Annotated in this window: 20 protein-coding genes; 15 read left to right on the top strand and 5 right to left on the bottom strand. The window is 59.0% G+C overall.

What is annotated here, in order from left to right; genetic code table 11:
* Both WCX72_RS00785 and WCX72_RS00790 read right to left on the bottom strand, forming a co-directional pair.
* Nucleotides 1–1,959 carry a TonB-dependent receptor gene (locus WCX72_RS00785; RefSeq protein WP_345970325.1) on the bottom strand — a complete coding sequence of 653 codons (1,959 nt, stop codon included), beginning with the start codon at nucleotides 1,957–1,959 and terminating at the stop codon, nucleotides 1–3.
* Complete coding sequence (locus WCX72_RS00790) at nucleotides 1,956–2,333, bottom strand: hypothetical protein (RefSeq protein WP_345970326.1); 378 nt, start codon at nucleotides 2,331–2,333, stop codon at nucleotides 1,956–1,958. Before WCX72_RS00790 ends, WCX72_RS00785 begins: the two co-directional genes overlap by 4 nt.
* A 117-nt stretch (nucleotides 2,334–2,450) precedes the next feature.
* Between WCX72_RS00790 and WCX72_RS00795 the strand changes: the two genes are divergently transcribed.
* The 11 genes from WCX72_RS00795 to WCX72_RS00845 all read left to right on the top strand — a co-directional run bounded on the left by WCX72_RS00795 (nucleotide 2,451) and on the right by WCX72_RS00845 (nucleotide 12,343).
* A complete protein-coding gene (locus WCX72_RS00795; protein ID WP_345970327.1) occupies nucleotides 2,451–3,755 on the top strand; it encodes a MotA/TolQ/ExbB proton channel family protein in 1,305 nt (434 codons plus the stop codon).
* A gap of 2 nt (nucleotides 3,756–3,757) precedes the next feature.
* The gene (locus WCX72_RS00800; RefSeq protein WP_345970328.1) at nucleotides 3,758–4,912 is read left to right on the top strand and encodes an OmpA family protein; all 1,155 of its coding nucleotides are present in this window, start codon (nucleotides 3,758–3,760) and stop codon (nucleotides 4,910–4,912) included.
* Nucleotides 4,905–5,051 carry a hypothetical protein gene (locus tag WCX72_RS00805; RefSeq protein ID WP_345970329.1) on the top strand — a complete coding sequence of 49 codons (147 nt, stop codon included), beginning with the start codon at nucleotides 4,905–4,907 and terminating at the stop codon, nucleotides 5,049–5,051. Before WCX72_RS00800 ends, WCX72_RS00805 begins: the two co-directional genes overlap by 8 nt.
* A gap of 25 nt (nucleotides 5,052–5,076) precedes the next feature.
* On the top strand, nucleotides 5,077–6,423 hold the full coding sequence (locus WCX72_RS00810) for an NFACT RNA binding domain-containing protein (protein WP_345970331.1): 1,347 nt from the start codon (nucleotides 5,077–5,079) through the stop codon (nucleotides 6,421–6,423).
* Between the two features lie 48 nt (nucleotides 6,424–6,471).
* Entirely contained in the window at nucleotides 6,472–7,224 is a 753-nt protein-coding gene (locus WCX72_RS00815) for a phosphatidate cytidylyltransferase (RefSeq protein ID WP_345970332.1), read from the top strand.
* Between the two features lie 166 nt (nucleotides 7,225–7,390).
* Entirely contained in the window at nucleotides 7,391–8,464 is a 1,074-nt protein-coding gene (gene dxr, locus WCX72_RS00820; RefSeq protein WP_345970333.1) for a 1-deoxy-D-xylulose-5-phosphate reductoisomerase, read from the top strand.
* Nucleotides 8,461–9,000 (top strand): alpha/beta hydrolase, encoded by a 540-nt coding sequence (locus WCX72_RS00825; protein ID WP_345970334.1) that lies wholly within the window; start codon nucleotides 8,461–8,463, stop codon nucleotides 8,998–9,000. Before dxr ends, WCX72_RS00825 begins: the two co-directional genes overlap by 4 nt.
* A gap of 130 nt (nucleotides 9,001–9,130) precedes the next feature.
* Nucleotides 9,131–10,108 (top strand): tRNA (adenosine(37)-N6)-threonylcarbamoyltransferase complex transferase subunit TsaD, encoded by a 978-nt coding sequence (tsaD, locus tag WCX72_RS00830; protein ID WP_345970335.1) that lies wholly within the window; start codon nucleotides 9,131–9,133, stop codon nucleotides 10,106–10,108.
* 96 nt (nucleotides 10,109–10,204) lie between these two features.
* The gene (tpx, locus tag WCX72_RS00835) at nucleotides 10,205–10,708 is read left to right on the top strand and encodes a thiol peroxidase (protein ID WP_231019707.1); all 504 of its coding nucleotides are present in this window, start codon (nucleotides 10,205–10,207) and stop codon (nucleotides 10,706–10,708) included.
* Nucleotides 10,709–10,807: 99 nt separating this feature from the next.
* Nucleotides 10,808–11,566 carry a TIGR04219 family outer membrane beta-barrel protein gene (locus WCX72_RS00840; RefSeq protein WP_345970336.1) on the top strand — a complete coding sequence of 253 codons (759 nt, stop codon included), beginning with the start codon at nucleotides 10,808–10,810 and terminating at the stop codon, nucleotides 11,564–11,566.
* Between the two features lie 90 nt (nucleotides 11,567–11,656).
* Nucleotides 11,657–12,343 carry a TIGR04219 family outer membrane beta-barrel protein gene (locus WCX72_RS00845; RefSeq protein WP_345970337.1) on the top strand — a complete coding sequence of 229 codons (687 nt, stop codon included), beginning with the start codon at nucleotides 11,657–11,659 and terminating at the stop codon, nucleotides 12,341–12,343.
* On the opposite strand, the gene WCX72_RS00850 is transcribed toward WCX72_RS00845, so the two are convergent.
* Complete coding sequence (locus WCX72_RS00850) at nucleotides 12,340–13,128, bottom strand: UDP-N-acetylmuramate dehydrogenase (protein ID WP_345970338.1); 789 nt, start codon at nucleotides 13,126–13,128, stop codon at nucleotides 12,340–12,342. The two genes, WCX72_RS00845 and WCX72_RS00850, sit on opposite strands and share 4 nt — an antisense overlap.
* A 1-nt stretch (nucleotide 13,129) precedes the next feature.
* The gene (locus WCX72_RS00855; protein ID WP_345970339.1) at nucleotides 13,130–13,993 is read right to left on the bottom strand and encodes an MqnA/MqnD/SBP family protein; all 864 of its coding nucleotides are present in this window, start codon (nucleotides 13,991–13,993) and stop codon (nucleotides 13,130–13,132) included.
* A gap of 149 nt (nucleotides 13,994–14,142) precedes the next feature.
* Between WCX72_RS00855 and recA the strand changes: the two genes are divergently transcribed.
* Genes recA through WCX72_RS00875 form a run of 4 tightly spaced genes read left to right on the top strand, consistent with a single transcriptional unit; the run spans nucleotide 14,143 to nucleotide 17,256 of the window.
* Nucleotides 14,143–15,186: a recombinase RecA gene (gene recA, locus WCX72_RS00860; protein ID WP_345970340.1), complete on the top strand. Its 1,044-nt coding sequence runs from the start codon at nucleotides 14,143–14,145 to the stop codon at nucleotides 15,184–15,186.
* On the top strand, nucleotides 15,183–16,451 hold the full coding sequence (gene eno / locus WCX72_RS00865) for a phosphopyruvate hydratase (RefSeq protein ID WP_345970341.1): 1,269 nt from the start codon (nucleotides 15,183–15,185) through the stop codon (nucleotides 16,449–16,451). Before recA ends, eno begins: the two co-directional genes overlap by 4 nt.
* Before the next feature lie 33 nt (nucleotides 16,452–16,484).
* Nucleotides 16,485–16,778 (top strand): hypothetical protein, encoded by a 294-nt coding sequence (locus WCX72_RS00870; protein ID WP_345970342.1) that lies wholly within the window; start codon nucleotides 16,485–16,487, stop codon nucleotides 16,776–16,778.
* Between the two features lie 4 nt (nucleotides 16,779–16,782).
* A complete protein-coding gene (locus WCX72_RS00875; protein WP_345970343.1) occupies nucleotides 16,783–17,256 on the top strand; it encodes an AMIN domain-containing protein in 474 nt (157 codons plus the stop codon).
* Between the two features lie 35 nt (nucleotides 17,257–17,291).
* Here WCX72_RS00875 and metH read toward each other — a convergent pair whose 3' ends face one another.
* Nucleotides 17,292–20,783, bottom strand: a complete 3,492-nt coding sequence (gene metH, locus WCX72_RS00880; protein ID WP_345970344.1) for a methionine synthase — start codon at nucleotides 20,781–20,783, stop codon at nucleotides 17,292–17,294.
* Nucleotides 20,784–20,791: the final 8 nt, after the last annotated feature.

Here is a 20,791-nt window from a genome sequence, read left to right on the forward strand (position 1 = left end):
CTAGAACTTCAGCGTGGCCCCGGCGAGGGCGGTAGTGGTGAAATTGACGGGGTAGATGGCGTCGTCTGCGATCCAGAGGCCGTTTGCGTTGTCGAACATGTTGTTGATTTTAGCAAAAAGCGCATAAGAGGCCGTCTCATAATTCACGACGACGTCGGTGCTGTTGAAGGCACGCTGCTTCTGCGCAAAGCTGTTGCCGAAGTCGTTCATGGCGTAGGCCTGCGAACGGTAGGTGTGCGAGAGGGTGACGCTCAGCGCGTCCGTCGGCAGGATCGTGAGGGCCGCTTTCACGGTGTGGGGGCTGACGCCCGGCAAGTCGTTGCCGCCGAAATCCTCGCCGTTCTGGACTTCTTTGTCGATGACCGCCTGCACGTAGTTGTAGTTGAACGAGAGGGCGAACCCTTCCGTGACCTTCCACTGTTCGAACAGATCGACGCCGATCTTGTGGGAACGGTCGATATTCGTGTTGACCGAGGCGATATAAGCGGGGTCGCTGTAGTAGTAGATCTCGTTTTCAAGCGCGGCGTAATAGGCGGAGAGCTTGAACTTGTTCGCTGCCGTCACCGCCGTATAGCCCGCCGTGACGGTGTCGGAGGTCATCGGGTCGATAAAACCGTTGAAAGTGACGTTGCCGCTGAAATCCCTGTTGAAGAAACGGTCGACGTCGGGTGCCTGGTAGGCGTGGGCGTAGCTGACAAAGAGGGAACGCTCCGGGCTGAGACGGAAGTTGTAGCCCGCTTCGATGCCGTGAAGGGTTTCGGAGCGCGCCAGGGAGTTGTTCGCGTCGCTGTAGTCGTATTTGACGGTCTCATAGCGGTAGCCCGCCTTGAGGGTATGGGCCCCCGTGCGGTACTGTGCCAGCGCATAGGCCGCCGCATTCTTTTTGGTCGTTTCGTTGGCGATCGCAAAGGCCGTCGCGCCGCCGTTCCGGCTGCCGTCGAAGAGCGTGCCGCCCAGGGAGAGCTGCAGGCCGCCACGCGCGAAGTCGAGGGCCAGCGCCGCCGTGCGGTAGTCGTAGGTGGCCGTGCTGCGGTAGAACCAGGCGGGAAGGTCGTAGACGGATTTTTTCTTCTCCACAGAGGTATCAAGTGAGACGGAGAGGTCGGCCGTCGGGGAGAGGGTCAGGCCGGCAGTGAAGGCATCGACGTCGTACTGCTGGTAGGCCGGGGCCGGGAAGGCGCCCGGTTGGGCGGGGTCGTCGTTGTACTCGCTTTGGGTCAGGGTGCTTCCGTAGGCGGCGTCGATGCGGCTTGATTGCGCACCGAGGCGGAATTCGAAGAGATCGCTTGGCGTCAGCGCAAGGTCGAAGGTGCCGTTTGCCAGCTTTTGTTCGTCTCGTTTCTGCGCGGCATCGATATGGCGCGTGCCGGCGGTGTGGTAGGCTTCGCCGGAGGCGGAAACCGTCAGGAACTCGTCGCTGTGGCCGACACGGAACGCCGCGTCGTAGGTACCGTAGATGCCGCCGTAGAAACGCACCTCTTTGCTGCTGTCGTTTTTGGTGACGATGTGGATCGCTCCCGCGTTGGCGCCGTCGCCGCCAAGGACGATCCCGCCCCCTTTGACGATCTCGAGGCGTTCGATGTCGGAGGGGGCGATGGAACTGAGCAACTGCGGGACCATGTCGATGTTGTTGAGGCGGCGGCCGTTGAGGGTGACGACGATGTTCTGGTAGCCGTTCTCGATGCCGTAGCCGTGCAGGTCGAGCCGCTGGGCCATCGGGTTGCCGTAGGAGGGCAGCGCAAAGAGGGAGGTCTGCAGGGTGATGAACTCGTAGAGCGACTGGACGTGGGCCTTTTCGATCTCCTCGGCCGTGTAGACCTCGACACTGTCGGCGGCGTTGAGCTCGGTGTTGTGCAGGGGACTGGAAGTGACGGTCAGGGCCTCGAGGGTGATGCCTTCGGCGTAAAGGGCGCTGCTCAGGAGGGCGGACGCGGCGAGGGAGAGTACGATGGGTTTCATTGGGTTCCTTTGGAAATGAATAATGGGGTCAAGTAGCAGGGCGCTGCGGGCGGTGAGAGGGTCGAACGGGTGTGGCGGAAGGGGTTTCGGGCGCGTCGCGGACGGTCATGCGTGCGCAACCGTCTGCAGGCGAGGCGGTGAAAATGGAGGTTGCAGTGGCAGGGGCGTCGTCGGCCGCCGGGAAGCTCCGCCGCGGCGGGTTCCAGTGCCATCTCTTCGTCTTCAAGTTCGATTTCGTCGTCGCGTTCATCGCTGACGATCCCGTGATGTGCCAGCGTGCGGTTCTCGCGGCGCTGCAGGGTGGTGACGGCGCTGTAGGCCTGGATGGCGCTGAGCGTAAAATAGCGTTTTCCGAACCCTTTCGGTGCGCGCATCCGGCCTCCTTGAATGAATATCGGAAGTATAGCACAGGGGGCGCTTCGGCATGCCCGATGTACAGGTTTCTTAGATGTTTTAGGATAGTATGACCCAAACGCATCCGGGAGTGGGAAATGGTTATCGAAGAGGATCTCGCGGCGCTGTCCCAGCGCTTTAAACGCCACACGCTCTGCGGCATCCGCCTGTTCTGGCTGATGTCGCTGCCGCTGCTGCTCTGGCTCTTCGCCATGGCGGGGTTTGCGGGGCTTGTGAACTTCAACGTCGAACTGCACAGTGTCATCATGATGGGGGCTATCTTCCTGATCTGGCTCTTTTTCGCTCCGCACAACGCCTACTACGCCTCGTGCAAACTCCGCCGCGGTTTCGGCAACATCCAGCGGGCACTGGCGGCCTTCATCAACAAAAACATCCTCGCCGTCGCCGGGATCGAGAAGGCGAACGCGACGCTGGATGATTTTCTGGCCGAGTCGGCGGGGACGATACGCAACGAAAATTTCTCCTCCGTGGCCGCCGGAATCTTTCCGACGCTGGGTATCCTGGGGACCTTTATCAGCATCGCCATCTCGATGCCGGATTTTTCCGCCCAGACCTCCGAAGTGCTCGAGCAGGAGATCTCGCGGCTGCTCGGCGGGGTGGGAACGGCCTTTTACGTCTCCATCTACGGTATCTTCCTCTCCATCTGGTGGATCTTCTTTGAAAAGAGCGGCATCAGCCGCTTTGATCGGGACGTGGCGGAGCTTCGCGAGGTGACACACCCCTTCTTCTGGGAGCAAAAAGAGATCGAGCAGACCTACTACCGCAAAAGCCTGGCCCACTTCGAGAAGCTCGACACGCTCTTTGATGCGATGAGCTCGCGCGATTTTGTCACGGAGCTGAACCGTACCCTCGAGCAGCGTCTGCACATCTTCGGCCAGATCATCGACCGGGAGCAGCAGGCGGCGGAAACGTTCGGGCAGCTGATGGCGCAGAGCGGTACACTGTTTGACCGCCTCGCCAAGGAGCAGACCGCTTCGGCGGAAGCGCTGCAGCGTGTCGGCCTGGGCGTGGAGCGTTTCGCGGCGCAGATGCGTGAAGAGCATGAGCGGATGGAGCAGCGCCAGCACACCCTGGCCCGGGAGTACCAGCACGGCGTGACTGTTGCCGAGACCCTGGGCGGAGAGATCGCCCGGCTCAGTGAAGCCCTCGCGAACCTCAACGCGGGCAACGTCCGGGAGCTTTACAGCGGGGTGCTCTCCAACATCGAATCGATGAAACAGGAGATTGACCGGGTCGGCGTGCAGTTTGACGAACATATCCGCGGTTTCGATGCGCAGTTCCTGGAAAAACTGCAGCGTACTTTGAAACTGATTGATTCGGAGACGGCCCAGATCGTCGAGCAGATCGCCCGGCTGAACAAAAGCGACGGGGAGACGCGCTGAGCATGCTGCGGCGACGGGACAACGGGGAGCGGGAACAGAACTTCTGGATCTCCTACGCCGACCTGATGGCGGGGCTGCTCTTTGTCTTTATCCTGCTGGTGGGGGCGATTGTCGTCAAAACAGTATTGATGCGCTCGGATCTTTTTGCGATCCGTGCGGACCTGCAGGCACAGAAAACGGCGCTCGGACTGAGCGAGAAGGCGCTGGCCGAGAAGAAAAAGCGGCTGCGGGAGATCCAGGCGCTGCTGGCGGCCTCCCGGGAGGAGAACGCCCACCTCAGCATGGAACTGGCCCTGCTGCAGAGCGAAGCAGAGGGGCTGCGCATCTCTGTAGACGATATGAATACGACCCTGCATGAGCGGACAACTGCCCTGGCGCTGACCCGCGAGGAGATGGAACAGCTCAAAGCCCTGCTGCTGGAGACGGAGACGCAGCGCGCTACCTTGCAGGGCGAGGCGGAGCGGCTCACGTCGGAACTGGAGACGGCCGAGAAACAGCATGCCGAAGATACGAACCTGATCAAGCTGCGCGACGACGAGATGGCGGAGCTGGAAAAGGCGCTGTTGTTGAAAAAACGCGCTTACCAGAAGGTGGTGGAGGATCTGAACCTCACCCGCATCAAGATCAAGAACCTCACGGGGATCAAGGTCAAGGTCGTACAGCATCTCAAAGAGGAGCTGGGCGATTCGATCAGCATCGATCCCAAGAGCGGTGCACTGCGCTTTGCGTCGAACGTGCTTTTCAACCAGGGGGAAGCAACGCTCAAACCCGAAGCGAAGCAGGAGCTGAGCCGGGTGCTGGGGCACTACATCGATGCCCTGCTCAGCGACAAGCAGATGCGCCGTTACATCGACCGGATCATCATCGAGGGGCATACGAACTCCGACGGCAGCTACCTTTTCAACCTGGAGCTCTCCCAGCAGCGGGCTTTGGCGGTGATGACTTTCCTCTACACCCAGTACCCGAAGAACCGGAAGCTTTTCCGGCAGTACCTCAGCGCCAGCGGCCGCAGTTTCACCGAGCCGGTGCTGGGCGCGGACGGCAAAGAGGACAAGCAGGCGTCGCGCCGCATCGAGATCAAGTTCCGGATCAAGAACGAAGAGGCAGTAAGGGAGCTGATGAACTATCTCAACGCGAAGGGGGACGGCGGTGCGTGACGAGGAGCTGCTGGTCCGGCCCGAAAAGCTTGAAGCCCTGCGCAAAGAGCTGACGCTGCAGGTCGAACGCCGCGAACGCACACGCAAAGTTCTCTCCCCGGCACGTAAAAAGCCGTGGTGGCGACGGCTATTCACCTAAACACCCCTGCGCTATAATGCGCCCTATGAAACTCTCCCACCTGCGCCAGATCGCCGAGTACCTTCGGGCCTTCAAACATATCAATGCCATCCACCGTGTGAATGACACGACGATCAAGATCGTCCTGGGGGAGAAGAGCCTCTATGCCAACATGCAGAAGGGGCACAGCTACCTGGCGATGTGCCGCCACGACATCCGGCGGAGCAAGGTCTACCAGGCCCCCTTCGACGTCGTGCTGGCCAAGCGGTTCAACCGCGCCGTCATTACGGATATTTCGCTTTACAACGACGACAAGATCCTCCGCATCGAAGCGGCGCTCAGCGGAGCGTACAAGCACTCCAAAACGATCCTGCAACTCGAATTCACCGGCAAAACGACCAACGCGATCATCCTGGACGAGGATGAGGTCGTCCTCGAGGCGCTGCGCCACATCGACGCGTCCACCTCCTACCGGGTCGTGCGTGTCGGCCAGCCCCTGCTGCCGCCGCCACCCCTGGCGTTCACGCCGAAGGAGTACCCCCTTGATGACGTGGAAGCCTACCTGTACGACGTGTGCGACCGGGAGCAGGCAGCGCGGCTAACGGCGCTAAAGCAGCAGAAAGTCAGCCTGCTGCACAAAAAGCTAAGCCGGCTCGAAAAACACCTGGAAGCCCTCGAAAACGAAGCGGCGCTGGAGGCGGAGGCGGCGCGATTGCAGCACCTGGGCAACCTCGCCCTGGCCAACCTCTACAAGATCAAGCCCTACCAGACGCGCTTCACGCTGGACGATTACGACGGCACTGCCGTTGAAGTCGAGCTCCCGCGCGCATTCGCCTCGGCCCACCAGGTGAGCGACCATTTCTTCAAGCTGGCAAAGAAGACGAAGCAGAAGGCACTTAATATGCATATCGAGCGTGAAGGGCTGGAGGGGAAGGTCAGCCACTTCGAGCACTTTATCGCGACGGTCGAGGGGGCGGCGACGGTCGAAGAGATCGCTCGCCTCTTCCCGCCGAAACAGACGGGACGCACCAAAGAGAAGAGCGACGACGCCGTCGAGACCTTCTGGATCGAGGGGTACAAGGTGCAGCTGGGCAAGAACGAACGGGGCAACATCGCGCTGCTGCAGCGTGCCCGCGCCCGGGATATCTGGCTGCACCTACGCGACCGCCCCTCCACACACGTTATTATCACGACAGACAAGCAGAAAGTGCCCGAAAGCGTCCTGGAGGCGGCGGCAAAGCTCTGCGTCGACTTTTCGGTCATGAGCCCCGGGCTCTTCGAGGTCGATTACACCCCGAGACGCGAGGTGAAGATCCAGGAGGGGGCGAACGTGCTCTACAACAAGTACGAAACGATGACCGTCTCCAAACAGGCCGCTGTTCCCGGGGCATAGGGGCGTACAGCCTACTTGTTGTATAATCGCTTTAAAAACGGGACGAAAATGGCAGCAACGGAGACGACAAAAAGGGTAGTAACGGGAGCCGCGCTGATCGGGGCGGTGATCCTGCTGGGGTGGATTGACAACTTCATTTTGATGTGGGCGGTCCTCGGCGGCGTCTACCTGCTCGCCTTCTACGAGGCGGCCAACCTCTACGGCCTGCACCACAACGCCTCATTCGCTTTCGCGGCAATGCTCTGGCTCCTGGCTGCCGTCTACCCCTATCCGGATGACCTCTTTGTGTTGATGGGCGTCGTCTTCGCCGCCTACGCCGCTTACAAACCCAGTACCGACTGGCGCCTCTTCCTCCCCTTCGCGTACCCGACGGCGGGGATGCTCTTCTTCCTGACCCTCTATCAGGATTACGGTCTCGTGGCGATGGCCTGGCTGATCGTCGTCGTCGCCGCGGCCGATATCGGGGCCTATGTTGTCGGTAAAAGCATTGGGAAGACGAAGTTTTCCGAGACGAGCCCGAACAAGACCCTCGAAGGGGTCGTCGGCGGGATCGTCATCGCCACCGTCGCCGGAGTCTTTGTGGGGCTACGTGTCGTGAATGTTGAAGTGGCGATTACCGTGTCGCTGGCGACGGCGGTCAGTGCCGTGTTCGGCGACCTTTACGAGAGCTACCTCAAGCGTAGAGCCGGCGTCAAAGACAGCGGCCACGTTCTGCCGGGCCACGGCGGGGTGCTCGACCGCATTGACGGCTACCTCTTCGGCGCCGTCGTGATGGTGATTTTGCTGCGCGGTTTGGTGTAATGTATAGAAAAGGTCCGATGGATAGGAATCAAGCACGGTTTATCTGTGCGTGGGCACCCCAAGGGTACTTCCTTCAGGGCGTCCGCTGCCGAGGTGAACTCAGCGTTAGCGTAGGTAAGGGGACTTTGTTCCCTTGCCGTATCCATAGGTCCGTAGGACAATCTAAATGATTATTCTCGGATCGACCGGTTCCATCGGTGTCAACGCCCTCGCGATTGCCGAGCGCTTTTCGCTCAACGTCGAGGCCCTCGTTGCCGGCAACAGTATCGACCGCCTCAACCAGCAGATCGCAAAGCACCGACCCAACTGGGTCGTTATCGCGAACGAAGCGGACATCCCCAGGGTCAACCACCCCAACGTCCTGAGCGGGGAGGAGGCGATTCTGCGGGTGATCGAGGAGGCGGACTCCGAGTTCGTCGTCAACGCCCTGGTGGGCTTCCTGGGGCTTCGCCCGACCCTCAAGGCGCTGGAGCGCGGCAAGAAGGTCGCCCTGGCGAACAAGGAGTCCCTCGTGGCGGCGGGTGCCTTTATCGACACCTCCCGCATCCACCCCATCGACAGCGAGCACTTCGGGCTCTGGTACCTTCTCAATGAGAGCCGCCCGGTCAAGAAAATGACCATCACCGCCAGCGGCGGGGCATTTCGCGACTGGCCGCTGGAGAAACTTGCCGCAGCGACCCTCGAGGACGCCCTGAAGCACCCCAACTGGTCCATGGGGCAGAAGATCACCATCGACAGCGCCTCGATGATGAACAAGCTCTTCGAACTGCTCGAAGCGCGGTGGCTCTTCGGGGAGCTTGACTACGACGCCATCATCGAGACCCGTTCGCTCATTCACGCCTTCGTCGACTTCGCCGACGGTTCGACGACGGCGCACATTGCCGGGGCGAACATGCAGCTGCCGATCGCCTACGCCCTGATGGGCAAGGTCGAAGAGCAGATACTCGAACCCGTGGACCTGCTGAAAGTCGGCGGGCTGGAGTTCCGCGAGATCACGCAGGAGCGTTACCCGGTCTGGCAGATCAAGGAAGCTCTGCTGCGTGAACCGCAGCGCGGGGCCGTCGTCAATGCCGCCAACGAGGCAGCCATCGCGCAGTTTATCGCCGGGAAGATCGGTTTCCTCGACATCTCCCGCCGGGTCGTCGATGCCTTTGAGCATTTTGACCGGGTTCCGGGGAGCGTCGAGGAGGTCTTTGCCATCGACGAAGAGGTGCGTGCTTATGTGGGGGCAATGTCATGAGCAAGAAGGTCCTTCTGCTGCACGGTTGGGGCGGCAGCGATTACCCGCACTGGCAGAGCTGGCTGGCCGGGGAGCTGGCCAGGGATTACGGCACCGTCTGCTTCCCGTTGCTTGACCATCCCCATTTCCCCTCCAAAAACCGCTGGATGCGTCAGGTGAAAGCGATGCTGGAGGCGTTCAGACCCGACGTCGTCATTTGCCACTCCCTGGCAAACACCCTCTGGTTTCATCTTTGCGAGGAGGGAGCGATTGCGCCCGTAGAGCATCTCTTCCTCGTCGCACCGCCGCGGCTTGACTGCGAGATCGAGACGATCAAGAGCTTCTTTCCCGTCACGCCGCCTGCAAACCTTTTTGCCGAAAACGTGCAGCTGGTGACGTCGACAACCGATCCCTATATGACGCCGGAGGAGGTGCGCTCGCTTCGGGCGGCGCTGGACGTGCCGATGATGGTCCTGGAAGATGCCGGGCATATCAACGCCGACAGCGGTTACGGCGAATGGCCTTGGATTTTGGAACAGCTTCAGGAAATAAAGTGATGGGATGCATTGAGAAAACGCGCAGCGTAAAAGCGCAAGGCGCGGGGGCACACTGCCGAAGTGAACTCAGCGTTAGCGTAGCTTGCGGGGCTTTGCTCTGGAAGCGTATTAAGAGCAAAAAGGATACTTTTTGATCCTCTCAATAGAAAGCAGCTGCGACGACAGCTCAATCGCGATCACCGAGATAGCGACGAAGAAGCTTGTCTACCACAAAAAGATCTCCCAGGAGCTGGAGCACGCCGTTTACGGCGGGGTCGTGCCGGAGCTGGCTTCAAGGCTGCATGCCGAGGCGCTGCCGAAGATCCTGGAGGAGTGCAAAGGGTGGTTCGGGCAGCTCAAGGCCGTTGCCGTCACGAATGCCCCGGGCCTCTCTGTCACCCTGGTAGAAGGGGTGACGATGGCGAAGGCGCTCAGCCTGACGCTGGACATTCCGCTTATCGGCGTCAACCATCTCAAGGGGCATATCTATTCGCTTTTTATCGAGCAGGAGACGCAGTTCCCGCTGACGGTGCTGCTCGTCTCCGGCGGGCATACCCAGGTGATCGAGGTCGAGAGCCTGGATCGGATGGAGACCGTCATGCGGACGATGGACGACAGCTTCGGGGAGAGTTTCGACAAGGTCGCGAAGATGATGGGGCTGGGGTACCCCGGTGGGCCGGTCATCGAGAAACTGGCGCTGGAGGGCGACCGGGAGCGTTACCCCTTTCCCATCCCGTTGCAGAAGCGGGGGGAGATGGCGTTCAGCTACTCGGGGCTCAAGAACGCCGTCCGCCTGGCCATCGAGGAGGGAAGCAGCGAGGACTACCCCGATATCGCCGCCTCCTTTGAGCACATTGCCACGGAGCACCTTTTCCGAAAGTTACGAAAATATTTCAAAACCCGTCCGCCCGAACGTTTCGCCATCGTCGGGGGCGCCAGTGCCAACCGCTACCTGCGCGGGCGTATCGAGGAGCTCCTGGCACCCTACGGCGCGGATCTGCTGCTGGCACAGCTGCAGTTCTGCTCGGACAATGCGGCGATGATCGGGCGGATCGCCGTCGACCTCTACGGGGAAAAATCCTTCACCCCCATCGGCGAACTCCATAGCGCACCCAAATCTGATTTTTAAACTCAACTTAAGAGTTCCCAGGTTGGGGGCTATTAAGACAAAAGTTATCCGAATTATGTAAAACTCCTGCATCTCAAAAAAAACAGGAGCCTCAATATGGCAACTACAATGCTCAAAGGTAACACAGTTAACCTCGCAGGTAACGAAGTAAACGTTGGTGATAAAGCACCGGAAGTTACAGTCGTAAACTCTAACGGTCTGGCAGACAAGGTTGTCGGCGGCGCGTCCGGCAAAAAACAGCTGATCGTTGTTGTCCCGTCCCTCGACACACCGGTGTGTGCAACGGAAACCCGTAACTTCAATAAGCAGGCAGCAGAGCTCGGTGACATTGATCTCACAATCGTTTCTATGGACCTCCCGTTCGCAGGCGGCCGCTTCTGTTCTACAGAAGGTATCGAAAACCTGACAGTCGCTTCGGATTTCCGTAACAAAGATTTCGCGAACGCTTACGGTGTTCTGATCGCTGACGGCCCGCTGGCTGGCGTTACTTGCCGTGCTATCTTTGCAGTAGATGCTGAAGGTACGGTCACTTACAAAGAGATCGTTCCGGAAATCACAGAAGAGCCGAACTACGACGCTGCACTCGCAGCAGTAAAATAAGCCGCACCCTCCTCGCGGAGGGCTTCTCCTTTCCCCCAAATCTCCCCGACATCACCCTTTTGTGTTATAGTATCCCCACCTGATGAAAGGTCGTACCCTATGGATAATCTGCTAAAAATTGCTATTTCATTGTTGCTCTTTTCCCTGCAGGGATTCTCCCAAGCGCTGGAGGTCGGAGCGGGCGGCGGTGCTTGGTTGCAGACGCCGAAGGGGACCGTGGCTTACGCTACGTCAAACGGAACGGGGGATAGCACGTGTCGGGAGACAGAGACAGGGATGGGGTATGCATGGCTCTATATCAGGCATCCGATTCCTGTTTTTCCGAACCTGCGGCTGGAGTACAGCAGCATGAGCAGTGACGGCGATACGACGGTTGACCTTATCCTCCCGCTCGGAGTGATGGCCACCACCACAAGCCGTTTTGAGGTGCAGGCGTATGATACGATCCTCTACTACAGCCTGCTGAACAGTACGTTCTGGGCGACCCTGGATCTGGGGCTGGATGTTAAAGTGGCCGGTTACACATATGACGTAGCTCCGATCGATGGACTTCTTGCCTACGGCGGCTACAGCAGAAGCGGTACCCTTATTGTACCGCTCGTCTATATGCGGGCACGGGTCGACATCCCCGGCACGGGGCTCGGTATTGAAGGATTGGGCAGCTACATCACCTATGAAAAGTCGTATGTATATGACGCGCGTATCAAGGCAGACTTGACGCTGACCTTTGTCCCGGTGGTACAGCCCGGCATCGAGGTCGGCTACCGGATGCAGCAGATCAAGATCGATGACGATAAAGAGCTAAAAGGCGACATCGATTTCAGTGGCCTCTTCTTCGGTGCATTTTTACGTTTCTAGTGCCCTGTAAAGGGGCACCTCCCCCTGAACTCCCGAGCGAAATTTTTTTCTGATATACTCTGTTTTGATAACTTTGTAATAATGGAGTAGATGATGTCTATGAAAATGAAAACGGCAGCGGCACTGGCCGCAGCACTTTTCTCCCTGAACGCGTCAGCGGATTTTTTGCGTGCCGAGGCCGGTATCGGTGCTTTCAACGCTGCACCTAGCGGTACTTTTGAACCGAAAAACGGCAACCCTTCCCTTGATCTGAAAGATGATCTCGGCATTGATACGGAGAACGACCTCTACGTTTGGGCCTATGTCAAGCACCCGGTCCCGGTCATCCCCAACGTCCGCCTGGAGTACCTGAACCTGACCCACAACCCCAACGGGAGCAGTTCGTTCAACGTCAGTGAGCTTGACGGGATCCTCTATTACAACATCCTTGATGACACGTTCTTCGTCACGGTCGATATCGGGCTCGACGTCAAATACGTGACCTCGGGCAGCAAAGGCTTCGATGATTCGGAGACGCTGGCGCTCGCCTACGCCCGCGCGCGGGTGGAGCCGCTCGACGCTCTCGGTCTGGAGACCCTGGTCAAGGTGACGAACTACCAGGATAACAAGGGGTACGATTTCCGTATCAAGGCGGACTACACGCTGACGTCCCTTCCGGTCATCCAGCCGGGCCTGGAGATCGGTTACCGCATCCACAAAGTGCAGTACGCGATCGGCAATTATATCAACAAGGGTGAATACACCGGCGTCTACGGCGGCCTGATGCTGCGCTTCTAAAGCCAGCGGCGGTCGATAATAATCACTTCCCGCTTCAGCAGGATGCCTGTGGCATCCTGCACGCGATGCTGCGCGAGTTCCAGCAGCGCCGCGGCTTCCTCAAACGTTCCTTTCCCCAGATTGACCAGAAAATTCGCATGCATCGTGCTGAAAGCCATGTCCCCGATGCGATACCCTTTGAGACCGACGGATTCGATCAGCCGACCGGCGTAGTCACCCGGAGGGTTTTTAAAGGCGCTGCCGGCGCTGGGGTCGGAGGGCTGGTTGGCCCGCATCTGCTTGAACAGCTCGATTTTGGACGGGTCGAACCCCGCTGCGATCTCGAAAGTCGCTTCGAAAACGACTTCGTCAATTCCGGTCGTGCGGTAGCCGTGGGGAATCTCCGCTTTTGCATGCCAACCGCTTTTCGTACGCAGGGTAATGAGACGGTTGAAGATCTCGTACTCCTTCAGCCCCGCGTTCATCTTCAGCATCCCGCCGAGGGTACCCGGAAGGTGCGCGAGGAACTCGAAGCCCCCGATATCGTGTTTTTTGCAAAACGAGACGACTCTGCCGCCGGGGGTCGCCGCCCCGATGTGCAAAACACCCGCTTCGATGCGGATAAAATCGTAGGTTTTGGAGAGTTTCATCAACGGGGGGAGGTCGCTGCCGAAAATGACGTTGTTCGCGGCGCCGATGAGGTAGGCGCCCTCCGGGTAGTCGTCGCCGTCAATCATGTAGACCTCGGCGACGGGTCCGATACCGATGGAGCTGAGGCGGGCCAGGTCGATCGTTTTGTAGGGCATATCAGCTGTGGCGGTAGCCCTGGTACTCGCGGGGGATCGTATACTCCTCGGCGCGGATGGGTGCGTCGTAAAAGCCGTGCTCGAAACCGAGTGCGTAGAGCTTGTCGATTGCTTCGTACTGCAAGGGGCTCAACTCGACGGAGTCGTCGTTGGCATAGAGCTCCAGGTAGCGGTCCAGGGTCGGGCCATCGATGCGTACAAGGTTGTTTTCCAGCAGCAGTTCGCACAGCTCCGCCTTGCGTTCGCGGGCGACGCGGACGGCGTCGGTGAGCGTTTGTTCATAGGCGATGGCCGCGGTCAGCGGCAGGGAGCGCCTGATCGCCATGCCTCCCAGCGGCAGGGGAAGATCGGGACCGGCCAGTGCCTGCCAGACGTCCCACAGTTCGCGTTCGACCTCGAGCGTGTCGTCGAAGGTGAGGATGCTTTCGTGGATCAGCACGCCGGCGTCGACGGTGCCGTTCTTGACGGCATCCTCGATCTCGAGGAAGTTCATGTAGACGATGCGTGCGTCGGGGTAGGCGATGCGGAAGAGCATCGCGTTGGTCGTATAGCGGCCGCTGAGCGCGACCTTGAAGCGGCGCTTGAGTTTCTCGCCCTTGCGCTTGATCAGTTTGGGACCGTATCCCTCGCCGAAGCTGACGGCGGTGCGCAGCAGGGCGTATTCGTCGCGGATATGCGGGTAGAGGGCGAAGCTGATGGCGGTGATATCGTAGGTCCCGGCCAGCGCTTCGACATTGAGGGTTTCGATATCGAGAGGGATATTGTCAAAGGCAACGTCGGGCTGGGTGACCCATCCGAATTTGACGGCATAGTACATAAAGATGTCGTCGGCATCGGGAGAGTGGGCAATCAGCATTTTTTTCATAAAAGACCCTCGTGTTTTATTACGCCCATTTTAGCCAATGCGCGCTAAAATGCCGGAACGAATCGGTCATGAAAATATGACTCTATGACATATTATTTTTGACAAATTTCATTTTGCAATAAAATGTTCCAAAACCACCAAAAGGCTCTATGCACATGGACGCAAACAAGCAAAAATCACTCGAACTGGCGCTGAAGCAGATTGACAAGGCATTCGGCAAGGGGACGCTGATGCGTCTGGGAGACAAGGAGATCGAGCCGATCAGTTCCATCAGCACCGGTTCCATCGGTCTGGACCTGGCCCTCGGGATCAACGGGGTGCCGGAAGGGCGCGTCATCGAGATCTACGGACCGGAGAGTTCGGGGAAAACGACCCTGGCGCTGCAGATCACGTCAGAGGCCCAGAAAAAAGGGGGTGTGTGCGCCTTCATTGATGCCGAACACGCCCTGGATATCGGGTATGCCAAAAACCTCGGCGTCGACGTGGAGAACCTGCTTGTTTCCCAGCCCGACTATGGTGAGCAGGCCCTCGACATCGTCGAGACGCTGGCCCGCTCGGGAGCGGTTGATCTGATCGTCGTCGACTCTGTCGCCGCACTCACGCCGAAGGTGGAAATCGAAGGGGAGATGAACGACCAGCAGGTCGGCGTCCAGGCGCGCCTGATGTCCAAGGCCCTGCGGAAGATCACCGGGGTACTGCACAAGATGAACACGACGATCATCTTTATCAACCAGATCCGGATGAAGATCGGAACGATGGGGTACGGTTCGCCGGAAACGACGACCGGTGGGAACGCCTTGAAATTCTATGCCTCCGTGCGGATCGACGTGCGGAAAATCGCGACCCTGAAGCAGGGCGAAAGCCAGATCGGGAACCGGGTCAAGGCAAAGGTCATCAAGAACAAAGTGGCCCCGCCGTTCCGCCAGGCGGAGTTCGACATCATGTTCGGAGAGGGGATCTCCAAAGAGGGCGAATTGGTGGATTATGGGGTAAAACTTGATATAATTGATAAGAGCGGAGCGTGGTTCAGCTACGAAGATGTCAAACTGGGTCAGGGGCGTGAAAACGTCAAGCAAAAGTTTAAAGATGAACCGGCGCTCGCTGTTGAAATCGAGAACAAGATACGTAATGCCATGGGCATGAGCAATATCATGCAGATGGATGAAACAGAAATGAATGAGGTTGATGAATGATTTATATCGATAATGTGACGGCAATGGAGGTGATGGATTCACGCGGGAATCCGACAGTCAAAGCAACAGTAGAGCTGAGCGACGGCACGGTAGCAAGCGCGATCGTCCCCAGCGGTGCCAGTACGGGGAAACGCGAAGCGCTGGAACTGCGCGATGGCGGCGACCGCTACATGGGCAAAGGGGTACTGACTGCGGTTGAGAACGTCAACACCCAGATTGCCGATGCCATTATCGGACTGAGCCCTTTCAACCAGGCGATGATCGATGCCGAAATGAAAGCGCTTGACGGGACAGAGAACTACTCCAATCTCGGTGCGAACGCGGTTCTGGGCGTCTCCATGGCGGTTGCACGCGCCGCGGCGGACAGCCTCGGCATGCCGCTGTACCGCTACCTCGGCGGTGCCAACGCGATGGTGATGCCGGTCCCGATGCTCAACATCATCAACGGCGGTTCCCACGCCGACAACTCCGTGGACTTCCAGGAGTATATGATCATGCCGGTCGGTTTCGAAGATTTTGCCGAGGCACTGCGCGCGTCGGCCGAGGTGTATCACAACCTCAAAAAGATCCTCAAAGACGCCAACCACAATACGGCGCTCGGCGACGAGGGCGGGTTCGCTCCTGACCTCTCTTCGAACGAGGAACCGATCCAGGTGATCATGCAGGCGATCGAGAAAGCGGGCTACAAAGCGGGCGAAGAGATCGCCATCGCCCTGGACGTTGCAAGCTCCGAGCTGGTTGTCGAAGGCGGTTACCGCCTCGAATCCGAGAACCGCACCGTCACCTCCGAAGAGCTGGTCGCCTACTACGAGGACCTCTGCAGCAAATACCCGATCGTCTCCATCGAGGACGGCCTGAGCGAAGATGACTGGGAGGGCTGGAAAGTCCTGACAGAAAAACTCGGCGACAAGGTCCAGCTCGTCGGTGACGACCTCTTCGTCACCAATGCGAACATCCTCGCCCAGGGGATCGAGAAGGACGTCGGTAACGCGATCCTGATCAAGCCGAACCAGATCGGTTCCGTCTCCGAGACGATGCTGACCGTAAGACTGGCACAGCGCAACGGCTACAAATGCGTTATGAGCCACCGTTCCGGCGAGAGCGAAGACGCTTTCATCGCCGATTTCGCGGTCGCGCTCAACTGCGGCGAGATCAAAACCGGTTCCACGGCCCGCGGCGAGCGTACGGCCAAGTACAACCGCCTGCTTGAGATCGAGAACGAGATCGTCTACGGCGAATATCTCGGCGCCGTACTCTTCAGCTAATCCTGCGCCGCGCTCCTGCGGCACTGCCTGCCTATGAAGTCCGCTGACACATCCCCCGAAGAAAACGATGTTGCGTCATCCGCACCCGACATCATAGAACAGTATCTCGGATTCAAGGCCAGACATTTTCTGCTTGCGCTGGCGGGGGTCGTCATCGGCGCATTTTACCTCAGCAACCTTCTTTTCGGCAACGCCTCGCTTGAAGTCCTGCTCCAGCTGGAGAACTATGAAGGGCATCTGACCAGTGAAATTGCAAGATTGAAGCAAGAAAATGCCACACTGCAAAAAGAGTATTTCGAACTCAAAGAGCTTGAACCATCGGAGTAAATGCGTGAAATTTTTCCTGATCTTGTTAACAATAACGGCTGCAACCCTGCTGACTGCAAGGGACAACCCCTTTTTGCCGTCACCTTCATCGCCGGAACCGCTCCCGCCGAAAATAAAAGAAAGACCGGTCAAAGAGACAGTGGTTAAAGAAGCGCCTGTGAAAGAAACGCATTCCCTGGCGACACAGACCGTGAATTTTCAGCAGGCCCGCTTTCTCTTTTCGGAAGGAAACGTGCGTATTGAAAGCCGTGACAAGCTCGCAAAGCACTTTGTCATCCGTAAGCCGACGCGCATTATTCTTGATTTTGAGGCGAATGCCGACTTCCCGACACGCAAGCGCGAGGTAAGTGTCGCGCCATTCAAAGAGATCCGAATGGGCATGCATCCGGGCTATTACCGTATCGTTATCGAGTTGGAGAAGCGTGCCGACTACAGCATCGAACCGTCCAAATACGGGTACACTCTGACCCTGAAGTAACAGGCGTCGAAAGTTACAGAAGCCGCACAGCCACCCTACACGTTATAGTACGTCGCTTCTTTGTGATGAACGACGATGGCGGACGTCGACTGTTCCGGGTGGATCTGGAAAGTCTCGCTCAGTTCAATTCCGAACTCCTCCGGCTTCAGCAGGTCGAAGAGCGGGCGGTTGAGCTCCAGGTCCGGGCAGGCGGGGTAGCCGAAGCTGTAGCGCGCTCCCTGGTAGCGGTTCATGCGGACATCGGCGAGGGTCGGTCCTTCATCGTCGGCAATGTTGAGATCGAGCCGGATCTGCTTGTGGGCGATCTCGGCAAGGGCCTCGGCCAGTTCCACTCCCAGGCCGTGTACCTGGTAGTATTCATTGTATTTCCCCGCATCATAGAGCTCTTTTTCATAGGCACTCAGACGGCTGCCGGCACTGACGCAGGTGAGAGCGACGACGTCATGGCGGTCGTGGCGGAAGAAGTCGCTGAGTGCGCGGTGCGGCTGTTTGCGCTGGCGCGGGAAGGTAAAGGCGCATTCGGCATCACCGATGATCTGCTCCAGGGGTTCGCGACTGGCGTCAGCATCGCGGTGCCACCCCTCCGTTTCCGGGAAGACGAGCAGGGTGTTGTCGTCGGAACGGGCCGGCCAGTAGCCATAGAGGATGGTCGGCTCAAAGAGGCCTTCGTCCAGGAAGAGCGCCTTGAGCTTTTCGTATGCCGGCCAGACAAGCTCGTCGAGCTGTTTCTCGTAGGCATCTTTCTTCATGCCCTTTGAATTGTATCCCCAGCGCTGTTTGAAGAGGATCTTGTGGTTGATCCACTCGAACGCCATCGCCTTCTGCGCCTCGGTCAGCTTCAGCTTACGCCGCCCCCAGAAGGGCGGTGTCGGTACGCGGACGTCCCGCGAGGGCATCTTCAGCTCCTTAAACGGCGGGATGACGACCTCTTTCTTCTCGGCATCCTCGACGATTTCCGGGGCATTCGGGTGGAGGTTGGTGTCCAGGTTGCCCACTTCGATGCGGCTCATCGCCGTGACGCCGTCAAAGGCATCCTTGCAGTAGAAGATCGGACCGTCGTAGCTGGGGCGGCAGAAATCCTCGATAAAACTGCGTGTGAGCGCCGCACCGCCCAGCAGGATGGGGACGGTGATCCCCGCCGCTTTCAGCGCTTCGAGGTTCTCTTTCATCACCTGGGTCGATTTGACGAGCAGGCCGCTCATGCCGATGGCGCTGGCACTGCTCTCTTGCAGGGTCTTGACGAAGTTGTCCAGTTCGACCTTGATCCCGAGGTTGATCACCTTGTAGCCGTTGTTGGTGAGGATGATGTCGACGAGGTTCTTGCCGACGTCGTGTACGTCCCCTTTGACGGTCCCCAGCACCAGGGTCGTATCGACGGCCTTGTCGACTTTGGGTAGGTAGGGGTTGAGGTGGTCAACGGCGGTTTTCATCGTCTCGGCGCTCTGCAGCACGAAAGGGAGCTGCATCTGTCCCGAACCGAAAAGCTCGCCGACGACCTTCATGGCGTCAATGAGAATCTCATTGACGATCTTTTCCGGGGCGATCTCGCTCCTTGCCGCTTCGACAAGGGGGATCATCCGCTCCTTGTCACCGTCGAGCAGGAGCTTTGCGATCTTCTCTTCGGTACCGAGTGCGTTGTAAGCTTCATCCTCCGCCGCACTGTCGACGGCTTCTCTGTTGCCGAAATGGTCGATGAAATCGAACAGCGCCTGTCCCTCCGGCTTCTTGTCGAAGAGGAGGTTCTCGCACGCTTCGAGGTCCTCGTCACTGATCTTCGCCATCGGGATGATGTGCTTGACGTTGATGATGACGGAGGTGAGCCCCGCTTCGATACAGTGGTGCAGGAAAACGGAGTTGAGGTAGGGGCGGGCATCTTTGTCCAGGCCGAAGGAGATGTTCGAAAGCCCCAGGATCGCCCCGACCTCCGGGTGGCGGGTGCGGAGTTCGCGGATCGCCTCGATCGTCTGGACGGCCGCATCGCGGTACTCCTCGTCCCCGCTGCCCACGGTGAAGGTCAGGACGTCGAAGACGAGGTCTTCTGGGTTGAGACCGTGCTTCTCCGTCGCAAGGGAGTAGATACGCTCGGCGACCTCGAGTTTGCGCGCGACCGTTTTGGCCATCCCCTCTTCGTCGATCGTCAGACAGACGAGGGCGGCCCCGTACTTTTTCGCCAGCGAACAGACGGTATCGAACTTCTCGATCCCGTCTTCGAGGTTGACGGAGTTGATGATCGGCTTGCCCCCGATCAGTTTGAGCGCTTCTTCGAGTGCCGGGGTCTGGGTGGAGTCGGGCATCAGCGGCAACGGGATCTTCTGGGCGTAGAGGCCCATCACCTTGTTCATGTCCTTTGTTTCGTCGCGGCCGGCGAAACCGACGGAGACGTCGAGGACGTGGGCCCCGGCGCGCACCTGCTGCTGTCCGACGCTCAGCGTACCTTCATAGTCCTCATCGAGGAGGAGTTCCCGGAACGCTTTGGAACCGGTGGCGTTGGAGCGTTCGCCCACCAGCAGCGGCGCGGGCTCCTGCATCAGCGGAACGGCGTTGAAGAGCGAGGCGAGCGAGGTCGGCTGGGAACCGGAGGGCGCCTTGGGCGCAGTGGCGTGCACCCGCTCACAGAGCGCTTTGATATGCTGCGGCGTCGTCCCGCAGCAGCCGCCGAGGAAACTAACCCCGTCATAAGCGAGGAAGCTCTCCTGGCGATCGGCGAACTCGTCGGGCCCCATCGGGTAGTAGGTGTAGCCGCCGCGGTTCTGCGGAAGGCCGGCATTGGCATGGATGGAGATGGGTTTGCCCCAGACGTCGCTTAGCGCTTTGACGTGTTTGGTGTACTGTTCCGGGCCGGTGCCGCAGTTGAAGCCCAACGAGAGGATGTCAAAGGGTTCCATAATGACGGCGAGGGTCTGGGCGTCGGTGCCGATAAGCATGGTACCGGCCAGTTCGATGGTCCCCGAGACCATGACGGGGAGGTCGGTGCCGCGCGACGCGTTGGCCGCCTCGCAGGCGTGCAGGGCCGCCTTGATCTGCAGCGGATCCTGGCAGGTCTCGAGCAGGAACACGTCGCAGCCGCCGTCAATAAGCCCCTGGGCGCACTCGGTGTAGCCTGCAAGCATCTCGTCGTAGTGGATGTGTCCCAGCGAGGGGAGTTTCGTGCCCGGACCGATGGAACCCAGCACATAGCGTGGGTGTTCGGGGGTGCTAAAGGTGTCGCACACCTCTTTAACGCGCTGCGCCCCGGCCTTGGAGAGTTCATAGGCGCGGTGCCCGATGCCGTACTCGTCCAGGACCCAGGAGAAAGCGCCGAAGGTGTTGGTGGTGATCATGTCGGCACCGGCGTTCAGGTAGGCGTGGAAGATGTCGCGCATGATCTCGGGGGCGGTGACGTTGAGAAGTTCGTTGCACCCCTCGTTGCCTTCCCACGCCGCTTCGGGGATCTGGTCATGGCGCTGTTGCAGTTGCGTACCCATGGCGCCGTCAATGATAAGCGGCCGCCGTTTGATGGTCTCTAAAATAGCGTTTTTTACGGACATGATCTGCT

The sequence above is a fragment of the Thiomicrolovo immobilis genome (assembly GCF_039645955.1).
GTDB lineage: Bacteria > Campylobacterota > Campylobacteria > Campylobacterales > Sulfurimonadaceae > Thiomicrolovo > Thiomicrolovo diazotrophicus.

What these genes read in the sequence shown, in the direction of transcription:
- recA (WP_345970340.1), top strand. Translation starts at nt 14,143, where the DNA reads ATGCACATGGACGCAAACAAGCAAAAATCACTCGAACTGGCGCTGAAG.
- WCX72_RS00855 (WP_345970339.1), bottom strand. Translation starts at nt 13,993, where the DNA reads ATGAAAAAAATGCTGATTGCCCACTCTCCCGATGCCGACGACATCTTT.
- WCX72_RS00840 (WP_345970336.1), top strand. Translation starts at nt 10,808, where the DNA reads ATGGATAATCTGCTAAAAATTGCTATTTCATTGTTGCTCTTTTCCCTG.
- WCX72_RS00815 (WP_345970332.1), top strand. Translation starts at nt 6,472, where the DNA reads ATGGCAGCAACGGAGACGACAAAAAGGGTAGTAACGGGAGCCGCGCTG.
- WCX72_RS00800 (WP_345970328.1), top strand. Translation starts at nt 3,758, where the DNA reads ATGCTGCGGCGACGGGACAACGGGGAGCGGGAACAGAACTTCTGGATC.
- WCX72_RS00845 (WP_345970337.1), top strand. Translation starts at nt 11,657, where the DNA reads ATGATGTCTATGAAAATGAAAACGGCAGCGGCACTGGCCGCAGCACTT.
- WCX72_RS00825 (WP_345970334.1), top strand. Translation starts at nt 8,461, where the DNA reads ATGAGCAAGAAGGTCCTTCTGCTGCACGGTTGGGGCGGCAGCGATTAC.
- dxr (WP_345970333.1), top strand. Translation starts at nt 7,391, where the DNA reads ATGATTATTCTCGGATCGACCGGTTCCATCGGTGTCAACGCCCTCGCG.
- eno (WP_345970341.1), top strand. Translation starts at nt 15,183, where the DNA reads ATGATTTATATCGATAATGTGACGGCAATGGAGGTGATGGATTCACGC.
- WCX72_RS00870 (WP_345970342.1), top strand. Translation starts at nt 16,485, where the DNA reads ATGAAGTCCGCTGACACATCCCCCGAAGAAAACGATGTTGCGTCATCC.
- metH (WP_345970344.1), bottom strand. Translation starts at nt 20,783, where the DNA reads ATGTCCGTAAAAAACGCTATTTTAGAGACCATCAAACGGCGGCCGCTT.
- WCX72_RS00785 (WP_345970325.1), bottom strand. Translation starts at nt 1,959, where the DNA reads ATGAAACCCATCGTACTCTCCCTCGCCGCGTCCGCCCTCCTGAGCAGC.
- WCX72_RS00795 (WP_345970327.1), top strand. Translation starts at nt 2,451, where the DNA reads ATGGTTATCGAAGAGGATCTCGCGGCGCTGTCCCAGCGCTTTAAACGC.
- WCX72_RS00790 (WP_345970326.1), bottom strand. Translation starts at nt 2,333, where the DNA reads ATGCGCGCACCGAAAGGGTTCGGAAAACGCTATTTTACGCTCAGCGCC.
- tpx (WP_231019707.1), top strand. Translation starts at nt 10,205, where the DNA reads ATGGCAACTACAATGCTCAAAGGTAACACAGTTAACCTCGCAGGTAAC.
- WCX72_RS00810 (WP_345970331.1), top strand. Translation starts at nt 5,077, where the DNA reads ATGAAACTCTCCCACCTGCGCCAGATCGCCGAGTACCTTCGGGCCTTC.
- WCX72_RS00850 (WP_345970338.1), bottom strand. Translation starts at nt 13,128, where the DNA reads ATGCCCTACAAAACGATCGACCTGGCCCGCCTCAGCTCCATCGGTATC.